This window comes from Microbacterium sp. NPDC056052 (assembly GCF_042266785.1).
Taxonomy (GTDB): domain Bacteria; phylum Actinomycetota; class Actinomycetes; order Actinomycetales; family Microbacteriaceae; genus Microbacterium.
In genome coordinates, this window is record NZ_JBHJWV010000008.1 from 16,329 (window position 1) to 35,478 (window position 19,150).

General features: G+C 70.0%; 20 protein-coding genes. 16 read left to right on the plus strand and 4 right to left on the minus strand.

The features are described from left to right. Positions 1-46: 46 nt before the first annotated feature. Positions 47-721: a DNA alkylation repair protein gene (locus tag ACFC1J_RS15255; RefSeq protein WP_375907806.1), complete on the minus strand. Its 675-nt coding sequence runs from the start codon at positions 719-721 to the stop codon at positions 47-49. A 117-nt stretch (positions 722-838) separates the two neighbouring features. Between ACFC1J_RS15255 and ACFC1J_RS15260 the strand changes: the two genes are divergently transcribed. Together ACFC1J_RS15260 and ACFC1J_RS15265 are read left to right on the plus strand one after the other, a co-directional pair. Beyond that, on the plus strand, positions 839-1,264 hold the full coding sequence (locus ACFC1J_RS15260; protein ID WP_292722343.1) for a YciI family protein: 426 nt from the start codon (positions 839-841) through the stop codon (positions 1,262-1,264). Between the two features lie 5 nt (positions 1,265-1,269). Next, on the plus strand, positions 1,270-2,544 hold the full coding sequence (locus ACFC1J_RS15265) for an RNA polymerase sigma factor (RefSeq protein WP_375907810.1): 1,275 nt from the start codon (positions 1,270-1,272) through the stop codon (positions 2,542-2,544). 73 nt (positions 2,545-2,617) lie between these two features. Here ACFC1J_RS15265 and ACFC1J_RS15270 read toward each other — a convergent pair whose 3' ends face one another. Beyond that, entirely contained in the window at positions 2,618-3,574 is a 957-nt protein-coding gene (locus ACFC1J_RS15270; protein ID WP_375907813.1) for a Bax inhibitor-1/YccA family protein, read from the minus strand. An 87-nt stretch (positions 3,575-3,661) separates the two neighbouring features. On the opposite strand from ACFC1J_RS15270, the gene ACFC1J_RS15275 reads away from it, so the two are divergent. The 10 genes from ACFC1J_RS15275 to ACFC1J_RS15320 all read left to right on the plus strand — a co-directional run bounded on the left by ACFC1J_RS15275 (position 3,662) and on the right by ACFC1J_RS15320 (position 13,749). Beyond that, the gene (locus ACFC1J_RS15275) at positions 3,662-4,660 is read left to right on the plus strand and encodes a glycerophosphodiester phosphodiesterase family protein (protein WP_375907816.1); all 999 of its coding nucleotides are present in this window, start codon (positions 3,662-3,664) and stop codon (positions 4,658-4,660) included. Positions 4,661-4,705: 45 nt separating this feature from the next. After that, a complete protein-coding gene (locus ACFC1J_RS15280; protein WP_375907818.1) occupies positions 4,706-5,674 on the plus strand; it encodes an ABC transporter ATP-binding protein in 969 nt (322 codons plus the stop codon). Further along, positions 5,671-6,696: an ABC transporter permease gene (locus ACFC1J_RS15285; RefSeq protein WP_375907821.1), complete on the plus strand. Its 1,026-nt coding sequence runs from the start codon at positions 5,671-5,673 to the stop codon at positions 6,694-6,696. The genes ACFC1J_RS15280 and ACFC1J_RS15285 overlap by 4 nt, the downstream gene beginning before the upstream one ends. 55 nt (positions 6,697-6,751) lie before the next feature. After that, positions 6,752-9,274, plus strand: coding sequence for an ATP-dependent helicase (locus ACFC1J_RS15290; protein ID WP_375907824.1), 2,523 nt, complete (start codon positions 6,752-6,754; stop codon positions 9,272-9,274). Positions 9,275-9,341: 67 nt separating this feature from the next. Beyond that, the gene (locus ACFC1J_RS15295) at positions 9,342-10,499 is read left to right on the plus strand and encodes an SseB family protein (protein ID WP_375907827.1); all 1,158 of its coding nucleotides are present in this window, start codon (positions 9,342-9,344) and stop codon (positions 10,497-10,499) included. Positions 10,500-10,635: 136 nt separating this feature from the next. Continuing rightward, positions 10,636-11,259 carry a SipW-dependent-type signal peptide-containing protein gene (locus tag ACFC1J_RS15300; RefSeq protein WP_375907830.1) on the plus strand — a complete coding sequence of 208 codons (624 nt, stop codon included), beginning with the start codon at positions 10,636-10,638 and terminating at the stop codon, positions 11,257-11,259. A 4-nt stretch (positions 11,260-11,263) separates the two neighbouring features. Further along, positions 11,264-11,926 carry a SipW-dependent-type signal peptide-containing protein gene (locus tag ACFC1J_RS15305; protein WP_375907833.1) on the plus strand — a complete coding sequence of 221 codons (663 nt, stop codon included), beginning with the start codon at positions 11,264-11,266 and terminating at the stop codon, positions 11,924-11,926. 31 nt (positions 11,927-11,957) lie between these two features. Then, a complete protein-coding gene (locus ACFC1J_RS15310) occupies positions 11,958-12,569 on the plus strand; it encodes a signal peptidase I (protein WP_375907836.1) in 612 nt (203 codons plus the stop codon). Next, positions 12,566-13,210 carry a hypothetical protein gene (locus ACFC1J_RS15315; RefSeq protein WP_375907839.1) on the plus strand — a complete coding sequence of 215 codons (645 nt, stop codon included), beginning with the start codon at positions 12,566-12,568 and terminating at the stop codon, positions 13,208-13,210. Before ACFC1J_RS15310 ends, ACFC1J_RS15315 begins: the two co-directional genes overlap by 4 nt. Next, on the plus strand, positions 13,207-13,749 hold the full coding sequence (locus tag ACFC1J_RS15320) for a hypothetical protein (protein WP_375907841.1): 543 nt from the start codon (positions 13,207-13,209) through the stop codon (positions 13,747-13,749). The genes ACFC1J_RS15315 and ACFC1J_RS15320 overlap by 4 nt, the downstream gene beginning before the upstream one ends. A 73-nt stretch (positions 13,750-13,822) precedes the next feature. Here the strand turns inward: ACFC1J_RS15320 and ACFC1J_RS15325 are convergent, their stop codons facing one another. After that, entirely contained in the window at positions 13,823-14,500 is a 678-nt protein-coding gene (locus ACFC1J_RS15325) for a YqaJ viral recombinase family protein (protein ID WP_375907844.1), read from the minus strand. A 270-nt stretch (positions 14,501-14,770) separates the two neighbouring features. On the opposite strand from ACFC1J_RS15325, the gene ACFC1J_RS15330 reads away from it, so the two are divergent. The 3 genes from ACFC1J_RS15330 (at position 14,771) to rplL (ending at position 16,418) form a co-directional block, all read left to right on the plus strand. Continuing rightward, entirely contained in the window at positions 14,771-15,307 is a 537-nt protein-coding gene (locus ACFC1J_RS15330; RefSeq protein ID WP_375907847.1) for a hypothetical protein, read from the plus strand. 190 nt (positions 15,308-15,497) lie between these two features. Beyond that, positions 15,498-15,986: a 50S ribosomal protein L10 gene (gene rplJ, locus ACFC1J_RS15335; protein ID WP_105686198.1), complete on the plus strand. Its 489-nt coding sequence runs from the start codon at positions 15,498-15,500 to the stop codon at positions 15,984-15,986. Positions 15,987-16,034: 48 nt separating this feature from the next. Continuing rightward, entirely contained in the window at positions 16,035-16,418 is a 384-nt protein-coding gene (gene rplL / locus ACFC1J_RS15340; RefSeq protein ID WP_045250549.1) for a 50S ribosomal protein L7/L12, read from the plus strand. Between the two features lie 69 nt (positions 16,419-16,487). Here the strand turns inward: rplL and ACFC1J_RS15345 are convergent, their stop codons facing one another. Continuing rightward, positions 16,488-17,507 carry a LacI family DNA-binding transcriptional regulator gene (locus ACFC1J_RS15345; protein WP_375907852.1) on the minus strand — a complete coding sequence of 340 codons (1,020 nt, stop codon included), beginning with the start codon at positions 17,505-17,507 and terminating at the stop codon, positions 16,488-16,490. Positions 17,508-17,741: 234 nt separating this feature from the next. On the opposite strand from ACFC1J_RS15345, the gene ACFC1J_RS15350 reads away from it, so the two are divergent. Beyond that, the gene (locus ACFC1J_RS15350; protein ID WP_375907854.1) at positions 17,742-19,073 is read left to right on the plus strand and encodes an ABC transporter substrate-binding protein; all 1,332 of its coding nucleotides are present in this window, start codon (positions 17,742-17,744) and stop codon (positions 19,071-19,073) included. Positions 19,074-19,150 lie beyond the last annotated feature (77 nt).

Genomic DNA, 19,150 nt, shown 5'->3' on the forward strand with positions numbered 1-19,150 from the left:
TGCCCGCTGTCTCGTCGCCCAGTTGCAGTCTCGCGGACTCTGCGGGTCAGCCGAGGTGCTTGAGCGCCTCGCGACGGCTCAGCGGCGAGAGGCCGGGGTGGGCGTCGACGAACGCCCGCACCCACTCCGGGTCGGTGCGCGCGAAGTCGCGCAGCGCCCAGCCGATCGCCTTGCGGATGAAGAAATCCGGATCCGCGATGTTCGGCTCGATCGCGTCGGCGAGCAGCGCGCGGTCGGTCGCGTCCTTGCGCTGCAGCTGCGCGATGATCGCGACCCGGCGGATCCAGAGGTTCTCGTCATCGGCCCAGACCCGCAGTTCCACGGCCAGCTCGGCGGGATGCGCGTCGAGGAGGTCGGCGAGCCGGTGCGCGACCTCGTCGACGTGGTCCCACCACGCGCCCGTGCGGACCATCTCCTCGTGCACGTCCAGCATGTCGAGCCGCCCGCGCAGCGGCCGCAGCGCCATCAGCGCCTGCGCCGCATAGCGCTCCTCGCGGTGGTCGGCGGCGCGCCACAGCTCGAGCGCCGAGCCGCGCAGCTCGTCCGGATCCGTGACGCCGCGCGCGGCCTCGCGGGTGAGCCGCCGGACGTCGGGCACCCGCACGCCGAGGAACGGCATGGCCGACTTCATGTACGCCTGCTGGCCGGGGGCGAGCGTTGGATCCGCGGCGTCGCGGAGGACCTCTCGGACGGCGGCGGTGAGGGGCGAGGAGGAGGTCACATCAGCAGTGTAGAAATCTTTCGGAGAATCTTCGACGGACTGTCGATCCGGCGTCTTCTCGTTCGACGTCTTCAGTGAGAGGGTCGAGACACGACCTGAGACGAGGAGACAGAGACCATGAAGTTCATGCTGATCATGCGCGCGGACGACCAGGGTGTGCGGGCGTACGAGGACATGCCGTTCGAAGAGGTCATCGCGGCCATGGGCCGATACAACGAGTCGATGATCAAGGCGGGCGTGCTGATCGCCGGAGAGGGTCTCACCGACGCGGCCGAGGGCTTCGTCGTGGACTTCTCCGCCGAGGCCCCGCTGGTCACCGACGGCCCCTACGGCGAGACCAAGGAGCTGTTCAACGGCTTCTGGATCATCGAGGTGTCCACGCGCGAAGAGGCCGCGGAGTGGGCCAAGCGCGCCCCGCTCGGCCCCGGCGCCTACCTCGAGGTGCGTCGTGTCACGGAGCTCGAGGACTTCCCGGCCGACAACGAGTGGATCCAGAAGGAGGCCGGCTGGCGCGAGGAGGCGGCCGCCCGCGCGGCCGAGTGAGGACCATGCCGGGATCCGATTCCACGGCGACGGCGGGCTCCCCGGTGGAGCGCGCCGTCGCCGCGGTGTGGCGCATCGAGGCGGCGCGCATCGTCGCGACTCTGACCCGCTTCACCGGCGACTTCGGCCTCGCGGAGGACCTCGCCCAGGATGCGCTCCTGGAGGCGCTCGCGCAGTGGCCGCAGGACGGCGTTCCGGCGAACCCGGCCGCCTGGCTGACGACGGTCGCCAAGCGCCGCGCGATCGATGGCTGGCGCCGCAGGGAGCGCTACGACGACCGGCTCGCCGTGATCGCCCACGATCTCGCTCGGGAGCAGGACGACGCCCTCGACGCGCCGCCGTGGGATCCCGACGCGATCGACGACGACGTGCTGAGGCTCGTCTTCATCGCCTGCCACCCCGTGCTGTCGCGTGAAGCACGCGTGGCGCTCACGCTGCGCGTGGTCGGCGGACTCACCACGGAGCAGATCGCGCGCGCCTTCCTGGTGCCGACCGCGACCGTGCAGCAGCGGATCGTGCGTGCCAAGAAGACCCTCGCTGCAGCGAAGGCCCCGTTCGAGGTGCCGTCGCGGGAGGAGCTCCCGGTGCGCCTCGGCGCCGTGCTCGGCGTGCTGTACCTGGTGTTCAACGAGGCGCACGCGGCGACCGCGGGGGAGGACCTGCTGCGTCCGGACCTGGGGCGCGAGGCGATCCGGCTCGCCCGGGTGCTCGCCGCACTCCTGCCGGGCGAACCCGATGTGCACGCGCTGCTGGCGCTCATGGAGCTCACGGCCGCCCGCTTCCCGGCACGGGTCGATGCGCACGGGGATCCTGTGCTCCTCGCGGATCAGGACCGCCGGCTGTGGGACCGCGGCAGGATCGCACGCGGACGTGCCGCCCTGGCCCGTGCGGACGCGTTCGGCCGGGGGCGCGGCGCGTACGCGCTGCAGGCAGCGATCGCGGAGTGCCATGCCGTGGCGCCCTCCGTTGAGGAGACCGACTGGGCCACGATCGTGCTGCTGTACGAGGCGCTCGGCCGGATCGCGCCCTCTCCCGTCGTGGAGCTCAATCGCGCCGCCGCCGTGGCGATGGCCACAGGCCCAGCCTCGGCGCTGCGCATCATCGATGCCCTCGCCGAGGGCGGCGCGCTGCGCGGGTACCACCTGCTGCCCGCGACTCGCGGTGAGCTGCTGCTGCGGCTCGGGCGGGAGGAGGAAGCGCGGTCGGAGTTCGCGGTGGCGGCCGGCCTCGCGGGCAACGACCGGGAGCGCGCGCTGCTCGAGCAGAAGGCGCGGGGCTGAGCGGAATCGTCCCGGAGGAACGACGAAGGCCGCCCTCCGAGGAGAGCGGCCTTCGTGCGGATCCGAGGCGTTGCTAGTTGGATCTGGCGATCGCGATCATGCGCAGGATCTCGACGTACAGCCAGACGACGGTGACCATGATGCCGAAGCCGCCGAGCCAGCCGTAGACGCGCGGGGCGCCGTTGCGGACGCCCTGCTGGACCTGGTCGAAGTCCATCACGAGCGAGTACGCGGCGAGGAAGACCACGAGCACGCCGATGATGAGGCCGATCGGGAACGGGCCGATCTTGGCGCTGTAGAGGCCGAACATCATGTTCGAGGGCAGCACGTTGAAGAGCATGAGGCCGACGTTCAGCAGCGAGAAGACCAGGTAGCCGAGCATCGCGATCATCACGATCTTGGTCATCTTCGCCGAGGCGCGCACCTTGCCGCTGGCGAACAGCGCCAGCGTCACCGCGACGACGGCGACGGTCGCGAGGCTGGCCTGTAGCACGATGCCGGGCCACATCACCTCGAAGTACGCCGAGATGCCGCCGACGAAGAGGCCCTCGAACGCCGCATAGGCGAAGATCAGCGCGGGGCGCACCTTCTTCCGCGACGTGAAGCTCACGATCATCGCGAGGACGAAGCCGCCGAGCGCGCCGACGAGCCACGGCCACAGTGCGATCTTGCTGACCGCCGCCGCGCGCACGTACGGATCGGTGGTGTCGGGCACCGCCGCGCCGCCGAGCGTGAAGAACCAGCCGACCACGGCGAAGACGAGCAGGATGCCGAACAGGCCCGCGGTCTTCCACACGGTGTCCTCGACCGTCATCCGGTCGGTCTCGATGGCGCCCGCGGGCGGAGCCGCGTACATCCCCTCGAGGTTGGCGTTCACCGCGGCCTGCTGCGCCGCGGCGAACTGGCCGGCGGGCGGCGGCGGCGCGTACTGCCCGTTCTGGGCGCCCGCCTGCGGGCCTCCGGGATAGGTCGCGACGGCGCGCGGATCCTTCTCCTTGAACGCCGGGTTGTTGAACGCGAAGTTGCTCATTGTCGGCCTCACTCCTCAGAAGTGGTGGTCATCTTCCCTCTACGATAGCGGCGGATCGTCTGAGTGGCACTGCCGTACGCTGAGAGCGTGACCCGACGGATCCCGCTCGACGTCCCCCTGATCATCGGCCATCGAGGTGCTCCCGGCTATCGTCCGGAGCACACCGCCTCCTCCTACCGCCTCGCGTTCGCGATGGGCGCGGACGCGGTCGAACCCGATATCGTGGCGACGAGCGACGGCGTGCTGGTGATCCGGCACGAGAACGAGATCTCCGGGACGACCGATGTCGCCGACCACCCCGAGTTCGCCGACCGGCGCACCACGAAGCGCATCGACGGGGTGGCGCTCACCGGCTGGTTCACCGAGGACTTCGCCTGGGCCGAGCTGGCCACGCTGCGCTGCCGGGAGCGCGTGCCCGCTCTGCGCCCCGGATCCGCGGGGTTCGACGACACCGAGCCGATCCTGCGCCTCTCCGATCTGCTGGTGCTCGTCGCGGAGGCCTCGGCCGAGCACGGCCGGGAGCTCGGCGTCGTGCTGGAGATCAAGCACGCCACGTTCTTCGCCGGGGCGGGGCACGATCTCGCAGCGCTGGTCGAGCGCGACTTGCAGGCCGCAGGATGGGCGTCGGGGGAGCATCCGCTGTGGATCGAGTCCTTCGAGCAGACGGTGCTCGGCGACCTGCGGGCGCGCGGCGTGAAGGCCGACTACGTCTACCTGCTCGAGGCGGAGGGGGCTCCCGCGGATCTCGTCGCGCGTGACGGCGCCGCCGCGCCGGACTACGCGGAAGCCCTCAGTCCGGCAGGACTCGACGCCCTGAGCGGCGACGTCGACGGCATCAGCGTGGACAAGCAGATCCTGCTGCGTCGCGCGGGACGCGAACTGGTCGGGGAAGCGCACGCGCGCGGCCTCGCCGTCTTCACCTGGACCTGCCGCCCGGAGAACGCCTTCCTCGACCGACGGTTCCGCCGCGGCGCCCCGGCCGTCTTCGGGGACTACCGGGCGGAATGGGCGGCGATCGCCGGCACCGGCGTCGACGGCGTCTTCGTGGATCATCCCGATCTCGGGCTCGCTGTCTTCCAGGACTGAGCGATCTCGCGGGCATCACTCCCGGGCGTCTCCTATGCTGACCGCATGGACGGAATCGTCGCGGAGGGGATCGGCCGGTCGTTCGGGGGCGTGCACGCGGTGCGCAATGCGACGTTCCGAGCCGAGGCGGGACGGATCACCGGGCTGGTGGGGCCCAACGGTGCGGGGAAGACGACCCTGCTGCTCATGCTCGCGTCGCTGCTCGCTCCCGATCGCGGCAGCATCCGCGTCGGCGGCATCGACCCGATCGCGGATCCCTCGGGGGCTCGCCGGGTGCTGGGGTGGATGCCCGATGCGCTGGGGGCCTGGCCGTCGCTGACCGTGCACGAGAGCATCCTGACCATGGCCCGACTGCACGGCCTCGCGCGCGAGGACGCCCGGCGACGGGTGACCGAGCTGCTGGGGCTGGTCGGCCTTGAGCCGCTCGCGTCGTCGCCGGCGAAGGTGCTCTCCCGAGGGCAGAAGCAGAAGCTCGGTCTCGCCCGAGCGCTCGTGCACGACCCGCAGGTGCTGCTGCTGGATGAGCCGGCCTCGGGGCTCGACCCTGAAGCCCGCGTCCAACTGCGCGTGCTGCTGCGCCGCCTCGCCGCGGAGGGGCGCACCGTTCTCATCTCCAGCCATGTGCTGTCCGAGCTCGAAGAGGTCGTCGACGACACGGTCTTCCTCGTGGCCGGCGCGGTCGTCGACGCACCGGCGGTGCAGGCGCGCGCGTGGCGGATCCGGATCCTCTCCGACCTGCACTCCGATGGCTCAGGGGTGGAGCATCCTGCGGCGGTCGGAGCCGATCCCCGTACGGGCGTTGCAGCCGCGCTCGGCGTGGCGACGGATTCGCTCGGCATCGACCGGGGCGACGTGCTCGCGGTCTTCGGCGATGATCGCGACGCGGCGGCGGGACTCGCCCGGCTGATCGGCCGCGGAGTCGCTGTGAGCGCGTTCGCGCCCGCGCAGAGCGAACTGGAGCAGGCCTTCCTCTCCCTCGGGGACGCGCCGCAGAGTGGAGGGAGTGTCCGATGAGCGCCGCGCGGATCTGGACCATCGCCCGTCTCGAGCTCACGCAGCGGCTGCGCAGCGCCGGATGGTACGTGCTGCTGGGCGTGTTCGCCCTCGTCCTGCTCATCGTGACCGTGCTGTCGTTCCTCTCCTTCTCCTTCCAGTCGCAGTCGGGGGCGGGGATCTACTCCGTCGTCGTGATGTTGGTGCTGCTGCTCGTCGTGCTGATCTCGCCGACGCTCAGCGGCTCGTCGATCAACGGCGACCGCGAGGCCGCGACGTTGGCGAGCGTGCAGGTGACGCTCGCGTCCACCGGCGACATCATGCTCGGAAAGCTCCTCGCCGCGGTGCTCACCGGAGCCGCCTTCCTCGCGGTGGCGGTACCGTTCCTGCTGGTCGGGATGCTCGCGGGGCTGGTCACCATAGGCGCGCTGATCGTGTCGCTGCTCGTGCTGGCGGCGGAGATCGTGATCGTGGCCGCGATCGGCGTCGGCTGGAGCGGGTTGCTGTCGCGTCCCCTGTTCTCGGTCGCGAGCACCTATCTCGTGGTCGCGGGGCTGACCGTCGGCACGCTCATCGCCTTCTGGCTGGGCGGAGCGGCGATCCAGACCGAGACCGTCTCGAAGCATCGTCCGTACGATCAGACCACGGGTCAGCCGATCTGCGACAGCTGGGTCGAGGACACGGTGCGGCAGCCGGGATTCGACCACGTGTGGGGCTTCCTCGCCGCGAACCCGTTCGTGGTGCTCGCCGACGCCACTCCGACCACGTATGACGACTACGGCAACCCCCTGGACATGTTCGGGCAGTTCAAGGCCGGCATCAGAGGGGCGCAGCACCCGCCCGTGGTCCAGATCTGGGACGACTGCGCGTACGGGCGCAGCGACCCGCGCCCGACGCCCAGGGAGACCATCGAATCCAGCGCGCCGAGCTGGTTCGTGGGGCTGTCGATCCAGATCCTGCTCGCGGGAGGCCTCTTCGCCGGGGCCTGGGCGCGCACGCGCACCCCGGCGCGGCGTCTGCCGCCGGGTACCAGGATCGCCTGAGCGGCCACCGGCGGCCGGGTTCGATGTCGGCGGGCGGACCTAGACTTGGGAGGTCATGAGCGAAGCCCCTTCCCCCGTCATCCTCCCGCCCGGATCCTCGCACCGAGGCCCCGCGGGGCCGGCCTCCGGCGCCTCTGCCGACGACCTGCTCACGGGGCTCAACCCCCAGCAGCTCGACGCGGTCACGTACCGCGGGCAGGCGCTGCTGATCGTCGCGGGCGCGGGCTCGGGCAAGACCAGCGTGCTCACCCGCCGCATCGCCCTGCTGCTGCGCCAGCGGGAGGCCTGGCCCAGCCAGATCCTGGCGATCACGTTCACCAACAAGGCCGCGGGGGAGATGCGCGAGCGCGTCGAGCAGCTCGTGGGGGATTCCGCGCGCGGCATGTGGATCTCGACGTTCCACTCGGCGTGCGTGCGGATCCTGCGCCGCGAGGCCGAGCAGTTCGGCTTCACGAAGTCGTTCACGATCTACGACTCGGGCGACTCGCGCGCACTCATCAAGCGCCTCGTGAAGGATCACGAGGCCGACGCGTTCGGCTTCACCCCTGCGGCGATGCAGTCGCGCATCTCGAAGCTCAAGAACGAGCTGCAGGACGCGGAGTCCTACGCCCGGCAGGCGAACATGTCCGACCCGGCCGAGCGCGTCTTCGTCGAAGTCTTCGCCGACTACCAGCGCCAGCTGCAGAAGGCCAACGCCTTCGACTTCGACGACCTCATCGGGCAGACCGTGTACCTGTTCCGCGCGTTCCCGCAGGTCGCCGACGTCTACCGCCGCCGCTTCCGGCACATCCTCGTGGACGAGTACCAGGACACCAACGCCGCCCAGTACGCCCTGATCCACGAGCTCACCCGTCCGGTGCAGAGCCCTTCGACGGGCTCAGGGGGCGGGGCGGAGCCGTATGCCGCCAACGGCATGATGATCTTCGAACCCGACCCCTCGGCGGGCTCGGGAGCGGACGAGACGGGCGCTTCACTCACGGTCGTCGGTGACTCCGACCAGTCGATCTACGCCTTCCGCGGCGCCGACATCCGCAACATCAGCGAGTTCGAACGCGACTTCCCCGGCGCGAAGGTCGTGCTGCTGGAGCAGAACTACCGCTCCACGCAGAACATCCTGTCGGCGGCGAACGCGGTGATCAGCAACAACTTCGACCGCAAGGACAAGAAGCTCTGGAGCGACAAGGGGTCCGGTCACGCGATCGTCGGATTCACCGGCTACTCGCAGCACGACGAGGCGCAGTTCGTCGCGGACGAGGTCGAGTCGCTGCGCCGCGCGGGCATGCCCTACGGCGAGATGGCGGTCTTCTACCGCACCAACTCGCAGTCCCGTGCGCTCGAGGAGATCTTCATCCGCTCCGCCGTGCCCTACAAGATCATGGGCGGCACCAAGTTCTACGAGCGCGCCGAGATCAAGGACGCGCTCGCCTATCTCGTCGCGGTCGCGAACCCCGCCGACGAGATGGCGGTGCGCCGGATCCTGAACAAGCCGCGCCGCGGCATCGGCGACGTCACGGAGACCTCGATCGCGCGCTTCGCGGAGGAGCACGGACTGAGCTTCCGCGACGCTCTCGCGCACCCGACCCAGCTCGGGGTGGGGCCGAAGATCCAGGCCGCGATCGCGCTGCTGGACGCGGTGCTGCGCGAGGCGACGGAGATCATGCTGCCCGCCTCCGGCGAGGTGGCGCCGCCCACCGCGGTCGCCGAGGGGCTCACGCTGCTGCTGCAGAAGAGCGGCTACATGGACGCGCTCCGTGCAAGCCGAGACCCGCAGGACGAGGCGCGCCTGGAGAACCTCGACGAGCTCATCGCGGTGACCCGCGACTTCGCGCGGAACAATCCGGAGGGCACGATCGCCGACTTCCTCACCGAGGTCGCGCTCGTCTCCGACGCCGATGATCTCGACGACGAGTCGGGAGCGGTCTCGCTCATGACGATGCACACCGCGAAGGGCCTCGAGTTCGACGCCGTGTTCGTGACCGGCGTGGAGGAGGACCTCATCCCGCACCGGATCTCGGCGAATGAGCCCGGCGGTCCGCAGGAGGAGCGGCGCCTCTTCTACGTGGGGATCACGCGCGCCCGCCAGCGCCTGCACATCTCGCTCGCGATGACCCGCGCGCAGTTCGGCGAGGTCTCGGTCGCGATGCCGAGCCGGTTCCTGCAGGAGATCCCGGCAGAGCTCATCGACTGGCGGCAGTCCCCGGGGGATGTGAACTCGCGCGGCGGCATGCAGTCCCGTGCTTTGAACGCCCGTCGGCCCAGCGGATCAGGAGGATACGGGTCCGGTGGTTCGGGCGGCGGATCCGGCGACAGGTTCGCTCCGCGGGCGCTGCCGAAGCGGGACGGGCTCAAGCCGCTGTCGACCGCGATGGACAGGTTCCCGAACCGGGTCACGGCGAAGGTCCGCGACAACGGCGACCTCGAGCTCGCCGCGGGCGACCGCATCCGCCACGATGACTTCGGGGAGGGCAAGGTCGAGGCGATCACCGGCGAAGGCGCGAAGCGGATCGCACATGTGCGCTTCGACGCCGCGGGTCAGAAGAAGCTGCTCGTCAAGATCGCGCCGATCGAGAAGCTCTGACCGCCGCCGGGCGATCGGGGAGCGCGCACGGGGCGTGACCGAGGCGGTCCCGGTTTAGGCTGGGGCAATGGGCCTTTTCTCGCGCCGTAAGAAGCAGGACGACGACGTCACACCGGAGCCCGCTCCCGCCGCCGGAGAGGCCGCTCCGGACTCCGAAGCGGCCGTGAACGGATCCGATGTCGCGCCGGCGCCCGCGGGAGAGGCCGTCGCTCCGGTGGTCAACGTCTCGGTGCAGGCCTTCCGCGGCCTGGGGTCGCCCTCCGGTCCCGCGGTCGCCCCTCCTGCCGAGACCCCCGAGGCGGGCCACGATCTGATCGACCCCGTGGGGGACGAGACGCCGATCGTGCCCGCGCAGCAGCAGCCGGAGCCGCAGGTGCCGTCGGGTCGTCCGCCGCTTCCGCTCGCCCCGGCGGACCCGCCCGCGCAGACCGAGTCGATCCCCGGCATGCCCGACAACGTGCTGCTGCGCGAGGCCCTCGCGCAGCTCGGCGACGACGCGAGCCAGGCCGAACTGCTGGGCGTGCTGCGGCAGTCGCTGCAGGGCAATCTTTTCCTGCGCGTGAGTGGCGATGCCGGCGAGCAGATCAAGGAGGGCAAGCCCCTGGCCATCGCGGTCGTCAACGACGGCGAGAACTCCTTCATGCTGGCCTTCAGCTCCGCCGCCGCCGTGCGCGACTCGGTGCAGCAGGGCGATGAGGATCCGGCGGAGACCTCGGCCGTGGTGCAGCCCGTGCAGGCGGTGTACCAGAACGTCATCGACGGACCGTTCGCAGGCCTCATCATCGACAACGCCTCGGAGCCGCACCGTGTGGTGTTCCCCTCGGAGATCCTGCAGAAGGCGCTGGAGGAGGCGGATCCGACGTTCGCCGTCAAGGCCCTGCTCGCGGCGCCCCGCGAGGCGGACTCCGAGGCGCGCGTCGCCGAGGCGCTCACCACCGCCCGGCTCTGGGTCGCGGTCAGCGACGTGGACGGCGACGGCCAGTACGGAGTGGCGGAGGCGCACGCCGCCGACGGCTCGCGCTACCTGCAGCTGTTCAGCCACCCGCTCGAGGTCATCGCGCTCGGCCGCGGTGACCAGCCCCTGCCGTTCACGGCCGAGCAGATCGGCGGCGTGCTGGCGCAGCAGACCGGGTTGAGCGGCGTGCTGGTCGATGCCGCGGGCCCCGCGATCGCCGTGAGTCGCCAGGCCCTCGCGCCCGTGATCGCGCTCGCGCCGACCGAGTAAGACGGCGTTCCGCGCACGCGATCCACCGCTCCTCAAGGTTCCCTGAAGGAAACCTGAAGAACGCGGAGGAGTCTTGCATACCGGTATTCCGGCTTCCAGGATGGGGTTCATCAGCCCCTGACTGCAAGGAAAAGACATGAACGCCGAGGCATCCTCCACACGCAACCGTCGCAAGATCCTCGCCGTGCTCGCCGGAGGTCTCGTCCTCGGCGTGGGCGCGGCCATCACGCTCGCCGCGTGGAACGACTCCGAGTTCGCAACCGGCACCTTCACCGCCGGCTCCTTCAATCTCGAGGGCTCCACGACATCGGCGACCGCCGGGTTCAGTAACCACAACGTGACGAACGGGGATACGGCCGCCGCCCTGAGCTTCAGCGCGCCGTTCAGCAACCTCACGCCGGGTGACGTCGTCTACGCCCCGTTCTGGGTGCGCCTGGACAGCACGACGACCAACAACGCGACGCTCGTGGCGTCGACCGGCACCGGCACCGGCGCCAACGCGGCCAACGTCTCCTACTCGGTGTACTCGATCGCGCCCGCCGCGGCCTGCGATGCGACTGCCACCACCGGAACGCTCGTCGCCTCCGGCGCCGACCTCACGTCCTTCACCGCCGGATCCAGCGTCGCGCTCACCAAGGGCGCGTCGGCCGGAACGGCGGGCACCGCCACGCAGCTGTGCTTCGTCGTCACCGCGAAGGCATCCCTCGCGCAGGGAAGCGCCGCGACCGGGACCTGGTCGTTCACCGCCACCTCGAGCTGATCCCATGCCTTCCGGGGAGACCACGGCCGTCGTCACGACGCGTCGCCGCCTCCGCACGCGCCGGCGCGGGCTCGCCCTGAGACGGATCAGGGCGGTGCTCGCCGGCGGACTCGTGCTCGGCGTCGGCGCCACCGTGACGCTCGCGAGCTGGAACGACGGAGAGTACGCCACGGGCACGTTCACCGCAGGGAGGTTCGATGTCGTCGGCAGCATCGACGGCGCGACCTTCGCAAGCCATGCGACCGCGGGCACGGCGATCGCCATGACCTTCGCCGCCGCGGCGGATGCGGCGGCGCTCGCGCCGGGCAAGACGGTCTACGCGCTGTTCAGCGTGAAGACCGCCAACCCGTCCGTCGCCGGCGCAGTCAAGCTCACCGCGAGCACGTATGCGGCGGGCACGCTCGCCGACTACCTCACCTACGGGGTGAAGACCGTGACGGCCGCGCAGTGTGCGTCGGCCGCCGATTACGCGGCGGCGGGATCCGCGGTCGTGATCGTGGACGGATCGGCGCTGAACACCTCGGCGGCCGGATCCCAGACCGTGTCCGCGAACGGCGGGAACCAGGTGAACTACTGCTTCGCGATCACCATGCCCTCGACCGTCGGCAATGGTGCGCAGGGACTGGCCCTGACCCAGACATGGCAGTTCGTCGCGACGTCGAGCTGACGTCGTGCACAGGACGAGAAGGAGAAGGATCGTGACCCAGGCGACGACCCCGGCAGCGCTGACCCGCCGTGCGCAGCGCGAGTCGGGCACGGGCGCGCCGCGACGCCGGACGACGGCGCGCGGCGCGCTGGGCGAGGTGCTGCTGTGGGTCGCCGCACTCGCCGGTCTGATCTGCATCGTGCTGGTGGTGCTCGCCTTCACGGCGCACATCACCCTCATCATGTTCCGCACCGGATCCATGTCCCCGACGATCCCCGCGGGCTCGGTGGCGATCGTGCAGCAGATCCCGGCTGGCCAGGTGCACGTCGGCGACGTTGTGACGGTGGAGCGTCCCGGCCAGCTGCCGGTCACGCACCGGGTGCGCGTGGTCGAGGCCGGCGCCTCATCGAACGAGCGGCTCCTCACGCTGCGCGGGGATGCCAACGCACAGGACGATCCCGCGCCGTATCCGGTCAGCTCCGTGCGCCTCGTGCGCTTCGCGATCCCCGGTCTTGCGCCCGTCATCGTCGCGTTCGGGAACCCGTTCGTGCTCGGCGGACTGACCCTCGGCGCGACCGCCCTGGTGATCTGGGCGTTCTGGCCCCGGACGGGCGGCCGGAACAAGAGGAATCACGAGACGACCGAGGGCGACCCGGGGTCATGACGAGACGGATCCGGTGCGCGGCGGCCGTCCTGCTGACAGGGCTGCTCGCGGCGCTGACCGCGGCCCCGGCGCAGGCCGCCGTCGTGACCGACACCGTGCAGGGGCGGTATGTGCGCATCGTGTCGAGCGCGGACTGGACCGCCGCGGCGGCGATGACCGTCGGCACGGCCGTGCGCTGGGATCTGACGGTCAGCGCACACGCCCCGGATCCCGGGTCCGTCCGGGTGAGCGTCAGCGCGAGTGGGGCCGCTCCGCTCGCGATCGACGTCCGCACCTGTGCGGAGCCGTGGCGTGGTTCTGGCTGCTCCTCGGGGGAGCGCACGCTGCGATCGGACTGGGTCGTGCCGCGCGGCGGGCAGCCGGTCGAGATCGAGGCGATATCTGCGGACGCCGTCGCGCATCTGCGCCTGGACGTGCGAGTGGGCGACGCGGCGCAACACGGCGCATCCACGCAGATCCGGGTGCATGCGGACGGTTTCGGGGACGCCGTGCAGGTCGGGCCCGGGGCCGGGGATACCCTTCCCGCAACGGGGGACGCCGTGCCGGTGCCCGTCATCGTCGTCGGGGGCGTGCTCGTCTCCGTCGCTGCCGCGATGCTCGTCGTCGCGGCACGACGCCGACATGACGGCGGTGAGCGATGAATCGCCGCATCGGAGCGCGGAGGGCGGTGCACGGGATCCTCGCGGTCCTCGGTGTCCTGCTCCTCGGGGCGGTCCTGTTCGCCCCGCCGCCGCAGAGGACCGACGCGTCCTTCACGGATCCCGAGTTCGCGGGAGGGAGCGGGGTCGCCGCCGTCCGGCTGGTTCCGCCGCAGATCACGGCTGTGACCACCTGCCGGAGTGCGCTGCTCGGTGGAAACATCATGGTCGTCACCTGGAAATGGGCGGCGCAGACTGCCCCGTACACCGGCTTCACCGCGGCCGCTGACGCGGAGTGGCAGATCGCGGGCACGGCCTGGCAGGCTGTGCCCACCACAGGCCCGGACGCGAACGGTGTCTACACGACGACGTTCACGAGCAGTCTCCTGTCGGGACTGCTCGGCGGGCTCTTCGGCGAGACCTTCAGTTCCAACGTGCGCACCAAGGCGTGGACGGGCTGGGTTTCGCCGACCGTGTCGACGCTGACCTATACCAAGCCGATCCTGAGCAGCCCCACCTGCACGTTCGCGAACGGGAGCTGACGGCGTTCGCGCCCCCGGTGCTCGACGTCGCAGGCCGCGGAGATCCGCTCGGGATCGTCGTCCGTGTCGCCGTTCACTCCGCGAGGGCGAGGGCGCGGAACATGTCGCGCTCGCGCAGCGCGTCGCGGCTGCTGGGCGCGGCCGGTGCGGGCCGCGGAGGCGTCTGACCCGTGGTGCGGTGATACAGCTCGTCGATCAGACGGGTGGCGAGACCGACCAGCTGGCCGATCTCGCGATCGTCGCGGTCGATCCACACCGATTTGGGCTCGTCGTGGATGGGCTGGAAGTCGTCGTGCTCCTCCCACACGAACAGCGTGCGCTCAGCGCCGAGCACATGCTGCTGCCACCACACCTGCCGCAGGTAGGTGCGGGGGATCGAGCGCCACGACTTGTTGGTGGTCTTGATCTCGGCGAGCAGGACGCGCCCGTCGGCCTCCTGCACGATGCCGTCGGGGGTGGCCAGATGGCGCTTCTCGACCTCGGCGCAGAACAGCGCGGAGGAGGGCATGATGCCGTGTGTGGCAGCAACCCAGGCCGCGATCTCCGGCTCGCGCCGCCGACCGTGGTCCGTGTAGGCGTTGCCGCCGAAGCGGGGTCCCGCGCCGAGTTTGGCGTCCGCCGCGCGAGCGATCGACCCGGCACTGGTGAGCCCGGCCACGTCTGTTGCGGTGATGCCGCGCGCCCTGGCACGCAGCCACGCCACCCGATCGCGGGAATCCGCGATGATGCGCGCTTCGAGCTCCGGGGTCACCCATCGAGGCTACCTCCGCCCGCCGACGCCCACGTCCTGGCGCGCCGCGCGCCGCGGGTCGCGGGTTGCCGAGTGCACGGGATGTTGCCGGGCGCACGGGTTGTTGGCGTCATGTTCCCGTGCGTCCGGCAGGATCCGGTGTTCTCGGCGGGATCGTTCGTCGGGGCGGACTACGACGGGCTCGTCCTGCACGGAAGGCAGCGCTGGACCGGTTCGCACCGGTTTCGTGATCGCTGCTCGGTCGTGCTCCGTGGGCGTTCAGGATGAGGCATGGCACTGATCTCCGATGCAGCCGTCCCGCGCCGCGAACCGATCCTCGCGCAACTCGTGCGCTCGCGGGAGGATCTGATCTTGAACGGCTGGACGGATAGGCGGATCGCCGCCGCCGTGCGCGCGGGCGCGCTGTTCCACATCCGCCGCGGCTGGTACATGGATGCGGACGAACGCTCCGGGCTGTGGCCGGAGGAGCAGCACAGGGCGCATGTGATCGCCGTGGCACGGGATGGCCGGGGTGGTGCTGTGGCATCGCACACGTCGGCCGCTGTGCTGTGGCGGCTTCCGCTGTATCGCATCCGGTGCGCGCGGGTGCACCTGACGACGGGTTCAGCGCGGCGGATCTCGAGCGCACCGGACGTGATGAGACACTCGACCCCTATTGACGCCGAAGACGTGGTCGACATCGAAGGGATCCGGTGCACATCGCTCGCTCGGACCCGGCCGGCCTCCCCTGATTTGGGGGAGCGGTCGGGATGCCGTAGTCTTGTCGTAACCGAAGACCGCTGGTCATCGTCGTGTGCGCGAGCATGAGGCGATCGAAGCACTGCCGGATCATGGATCCGCACGGCAGAGGCCCGCGCAGGTGTCACGAACGATCTCCAGGATTCTGGATCACGCTCCGTGCGCTTGCGCCGGAGCGTTTTTGTTTGCCTGCAGAGCGCGGCGGTCCAGGTCGGTGCTCCACTGCCGTGGAGCATCCCGTACCCATCAAGGAGTGACCATGGCGCAGAAGGATGCATCGGTCGCCGAGCTCACGAAGAATTTCGAGGACTCGAACGCCGTCCTGCTGACCGAGTACCGCGGTCTGACGGTTGCCCAGCTCAAGCAGCTGCGCAACAGCATCCGTCAGGACGCGAGCTACGCCGTGGTGAAGAACACGCTGACCAAGATCGCCGCGAACAACGCGGGGATCACGGCGCTGGACGACGACCTCAAGGGTCCGTCGGCCGTCGCTTTCGTGCACGGTGACTTCGTCGCCACCGCCAAGGCTCTGCGTGACTTCGCCAAGGCGAACCCGCTTCTCGTGATCAAGGGCGGCATCTTCGAGGGCAACGCCCTGAGTGCCGACGAGGTCAACAAGTACGCCTCGCTGGAGAGCCGTGAGGTTCTGCTGGCCAAGGCCGCGGGCATGATGAAGGCGACGATGGGCAAGGCTGCGGCCACCATCGATGCTCTTCGCGAGAAGCTGGAGACCGCTGAGGCTGCCTGAGCCTCCCCGGTCTTTTCCCCACAAACCCCATCTATTAGGAGAAACATCATGGCGAAGCTCACCACTGAGGAGCTGCTCGACCAGTTCGCTGGTCTGACCCTTGTCGAGCTCAGCGAGTTCGTGAAGGCGTTCGAGGAGAAGTTCGACGTCACCGCTGCTGCTCCCGTCGCCGTCGCCGGCGCTGCGGGTGGCGCTGGTGCCGCTGAGGCCGAGGAAGAGAAGGACTCGTTCGACGTCATCCTCGAGGCTGCCGGCGACAAGAAGATCCAGGTCATCAAGGTCGTCCGCGAGCTCACCTCGCTCGGCCTCGGCGAGGCCAAGGCTGTCGTCGACGGTGCTCCGAAGGCCGTCCTCGAGGGCGCCAACAAGGAGGCCGCTGAGAAGGCCAAGGCTTCCCTGGAGGAGGCCGGCGCGACGGTCACCCTCAAGTAATCTCGCGTTTCGACGCTGCGAAGGCCCCGGGTTCTCCCGGGGCCTTCGTGCGTCTCCGGGCGGATCCCGTCAGCGCGCGGCGTCGATGCGGGGCACGGCCGTCGACTGGCGGGCCACGAGCGTCGCCGCGGCGATCACGTGCTCGAGCGGCGCCTCGGCGTCCTGCATCCGCGCCTGCAACAGGCGGACCGCCGTGATGCCCTGCTCGCGGGGGTTCTGCCGGATCGTGGTGAGGCTGAACATCTCGGCGTAGCGGTGATCGTCGATCCCGATCACGCTCAGCTCGCTCGGCACGCCGATGCCGAGGCGCTGCGCGGCGATGATCGCCCCCACGGCCGCCTCGTCGCAGACCGCCGCGATGGCGGTGGGGCGCTTGCGCCGATCCGCGAGCAGCGCTGCCGCGGTCGCGAACGCCTCGGGGATCGTGGACTGCGTGGGGACCGCACGGATGCGATCCTCCAGGCCGGCGGCGGTCATCGCCTGGCGGTAGCCGTCCAGGCGCTTGCGCTCGCCGAAGCTGAAGCGGTCGGCGTCCGCGGCGTCCCCGAGGAACGCGATATCCTCGTGGCCGAGGTCGATCAGATGCTCGGTGGCCACGCGTGCCGCCGCGACGTCGTCGATCGTGACGGTGTCGGCGTGCTCCGCGAATGGGCCCACAGAGACGAGCGGCAGACCGGTCCCCGCCAGTCGCTCGAGCTCGTGCGCCCCGGGCTGCAGGCAGACGGCGATGATCCCGTCGAAGCGCCGCCCGGCCAGGGCGTGGTCCAGCATGCGGGCGCGCTCCTCGCTGCCCTCCGCGGCGCCGTACAGGGCGAGGTCGAGGCCGTCGTCGATGAGGGCCTGCTGGAGCCCCGCGAGCAGTTCGGCGAAGTACCAGCGGTCGGCCATCGGCATGATGACGCCGATCGTGGAGGTGCGGCCCGTCGCGAGGCTGGACGCGCTCGAGTGCGCCGAGTACGCGAGCTCCTGCGCGGCGCGCTCGACACGCTCCCTGGTCTCCGCCGAGACGTAGCCGTTGCCGCTGAGTGCGCGACTGGCCGTCGACTTCGCTACGCCGGCACGCAGCGCCACATCGATGATCCCGGTCACGGCGCTTCCTCCTCGAAAACGGATCCCCTCACCATAGCGATATCTCGGAGAGGATGGAACCGGTTCCTTGAAAGCGCTCCCACGCGTCTCGCCATATTTCGGGCAGGTTACCCAGTTGTGATCCAAAGCCGTTGCGCAATGGGGGGAAGGGTCACTAGTGTCGCCTGGAAGCGGTTCCTGAAGGAGCCCCCAGCGCTGGGGAAATCGCCCCCGCGAATTCGAAGGAGAAAACGTATGGGAATGTCTCAGCGACGTCGCCTGATCGCGCCTCTCGCGCTGCTCGCGGTGTCCGGCCTCGCTCTCGCGGGCTGCGCCGAGGGCGGCAGCTCGAGCGGCGGCGACTCGTCCGGCAAGGGGGAGACCGTCAAGATCTCCGGCGGCATCACGGGGTCCGAGGCGGATCTGCTGAACAAGTCCTTCGACCAGTTCACCAAGGACACCGGCATCAAGGTCGTCTACACCGGTGACAAGGGCTTCGAGGGCAACATCGTCACCAAGGTGTCCGGTGGCAGCGCCCCCGACATCGCGATCGTCCCGCAGCCGGGTCTGCTGAAGAGCCTCGTCGGCACCGGCCAGGTCAAGGAGGCTCCGTCCGAGGTCTCCGCGAACGTCGACAAGAACTGGTCCAAGGACTGGAAGACCTACGGCACCATCGACGGCAAGTTCTACGCCGCCCCGATGCTCGCCAACGTCAAGGGCTATGTCTGGTACTCGCCGGCGAAGTTCAAGGAGTGGGGCGTCGAGGTCCCGAAGACCTGGGACGACCTGCTCGCCCTGACCAAGACCGTCCAGGAGAAGACCGGCAGCGCCCCGTGGTGCGCGGGCTTCGCCTCGGGGGATGCCTCCGGCTGGCCGGGCACCGACTGGATCGAGGACCTCGTGCTGCGCCAGAGCGGCACGGACGTCTATGACAAGTGGGTTGCCGGCGACGTGAAGTTCACCGACCCGCAGATCAAGCAGGCCTTCGACGCGGTGGGCACGATCCTGCTCGACCCGAAGTACGTCAACGCAGGCTTCGGCGACGTGAAGAGCATCAACTCCACGGCCTTCGCGGACGTCGCGGCCAAGGTCGCCGACGGGACCTGCGCGATGACGCACCAGGCATCCTTCCTCTCGTCGAACTTCCTCGACGTGAAGACCAAGGACGGCAAGGCGCCGACCGTGGCGCCCGACGGCGATGTCTACGCCTTCGTGCTCCCGGGGATCAAGGCGGGGGAGAACACCATCGAGGGCGGCGGTGAGTTCGTCGCCGGATTCACCGACGGCACCGCGACCAAGAAGGTCCTGGAGTTCATGTCCTCGCCGGAGTTCGCGGATGCCCGCGTGAAGCTCGGCGGGGTCATCTCCGCCAACAAGAACGCGGACCCCTCGCTCGCGTCCAGCCCGTTCCTTCAGGACGCGATGAAGACGCTGCAGGATCCGAAGACCACGCTTCGTTTCGACGCGAGCGACCTGATGCCGGCCACGGTCGGGTCGGGGTCGTTCTGGAAGGGCATGGTCAGCTGGATCGATGGAAAGCCGACGGATCAGGTCCTGAGTGACATCCAGGCGGGATACAAGAACTAGTCTGAGTACCACCTGGGGGCTGCGGGGTTCGTCCGCTGACGCGGGCGGCCCCGCAGTCGTCTCCAGGCAGGTCCTGA

Excerpts from the sequence above, each read along its gene's own strand:
- ACFC1J_RS15260 (WP_292722343.1), top strand. The coding sequence starts at position 839 with ATGAAGTTCATGCTGATCATGCGCGCGGACGACCAGGGTGTGCGGGCG.
- ACFC1J_RS15265 (WP_375907810.1), top strand. The coding sequence starts at position 1,270 with ATGCCGGGATCCGATTCCACGGCGACGGCGGGCTCCCCGGTGGAGCGC.
- ACFC1J_RS15270 (WP_375907813.1), bottom strand. The coding sequence starts at position 3,574 with ATGAGCAACTTCGCGTTCAACAACCCGGCGTTCAAGGAGAAGGATCCG.
- ACFC1J_RS15280 (WP_375907818.1), top strand. The coding sequence starts at position 4,706 with ATGGACGGAATCGTCGCGGAGGGGATCGGCCGGTCGTTCGGGGGCGTG.
- ACFC1J_RS15285 (WP_375907821.1), top strand. The coding sequence starts at position 5,671 with ATGAGCGCCGCGCGGATCTGGACCATCGCCCGTCTCGAGCTCACGCAG.
- ACFC1J_RS15290 (WP_375907824.1), top strand. The coding sequence starts at position 6,752 with ATGAGCGAAGCCCCTTCCCCCGTCATCCTCCCGCCCGGATCCTCGCAC.
- ACFC1J_RS15295 (WP_375907827.1), top strand. The coding sequence starts at position 9,342 with ATGGGCCTTTTCTCGCGCCGTAAGAAGCAGGACGACGACGTCACACCG.
- ACFC1J_RS15300 (WP_375907830.1), top strand. The coding sequence starts at position 10,636 with ATGAACGCCGAGGCATCCTCCACACGCAACCGTCGCAAGATCCTCGCC.
- ACFC1J_RS15305 (WP_375907833.1), top strand. The coding sequence starts at position 11,264 with ATGCCTTCCGGGGAGACCACGGCCGTCGTCACGACGCGTCGCCGCCTC.
- ACFC1J_RS15315 (WP_375907839.1), top strand. The coding sequence starts at position 12,566 with ATGACGAGACGGATCCGGTGCGCGGCGGCCGTCCTGCTGACAGGGCTG.
- ACFC1J_RS15320 (WP_375907841.1), top strand. The coding sequence starts at position 13,207 with ATGAATCGCCGCATCGGAGCGCGGAGGGCGGTGCACGGGATCCTCGCG.
- ACFC1J_RS15330 (WP_375907847.1), top strand. The coding sequence starts at position 14,771 with ATGGCACTGATCTCCGATGCAGCCGTCCCGCGCCGCGAACCGATCCTC.
- rplJ (WP_105686198.1), top strand. The coding sequence starts at position 15,498 with ATGGCGCAGAAGGATGCATCGGTCGCCGAGCTCACGAAGAATTTCGAG.
- rplL (WP_045250549.1), top strand. The coding sequence starts at position 16,035 with ATGGCGAAGCTCACCACTGAGGAGCTGCTCGACCAGTTCGCTGGTCTG.
- ACFC1J_RS15350 (WP_375907854.1), top strand. The coding sequence starts at position 17,742 with ATGGGAATGTCTCAGCGACGTCGCCTGATCGCGCCTCTCGCGCTGCTC.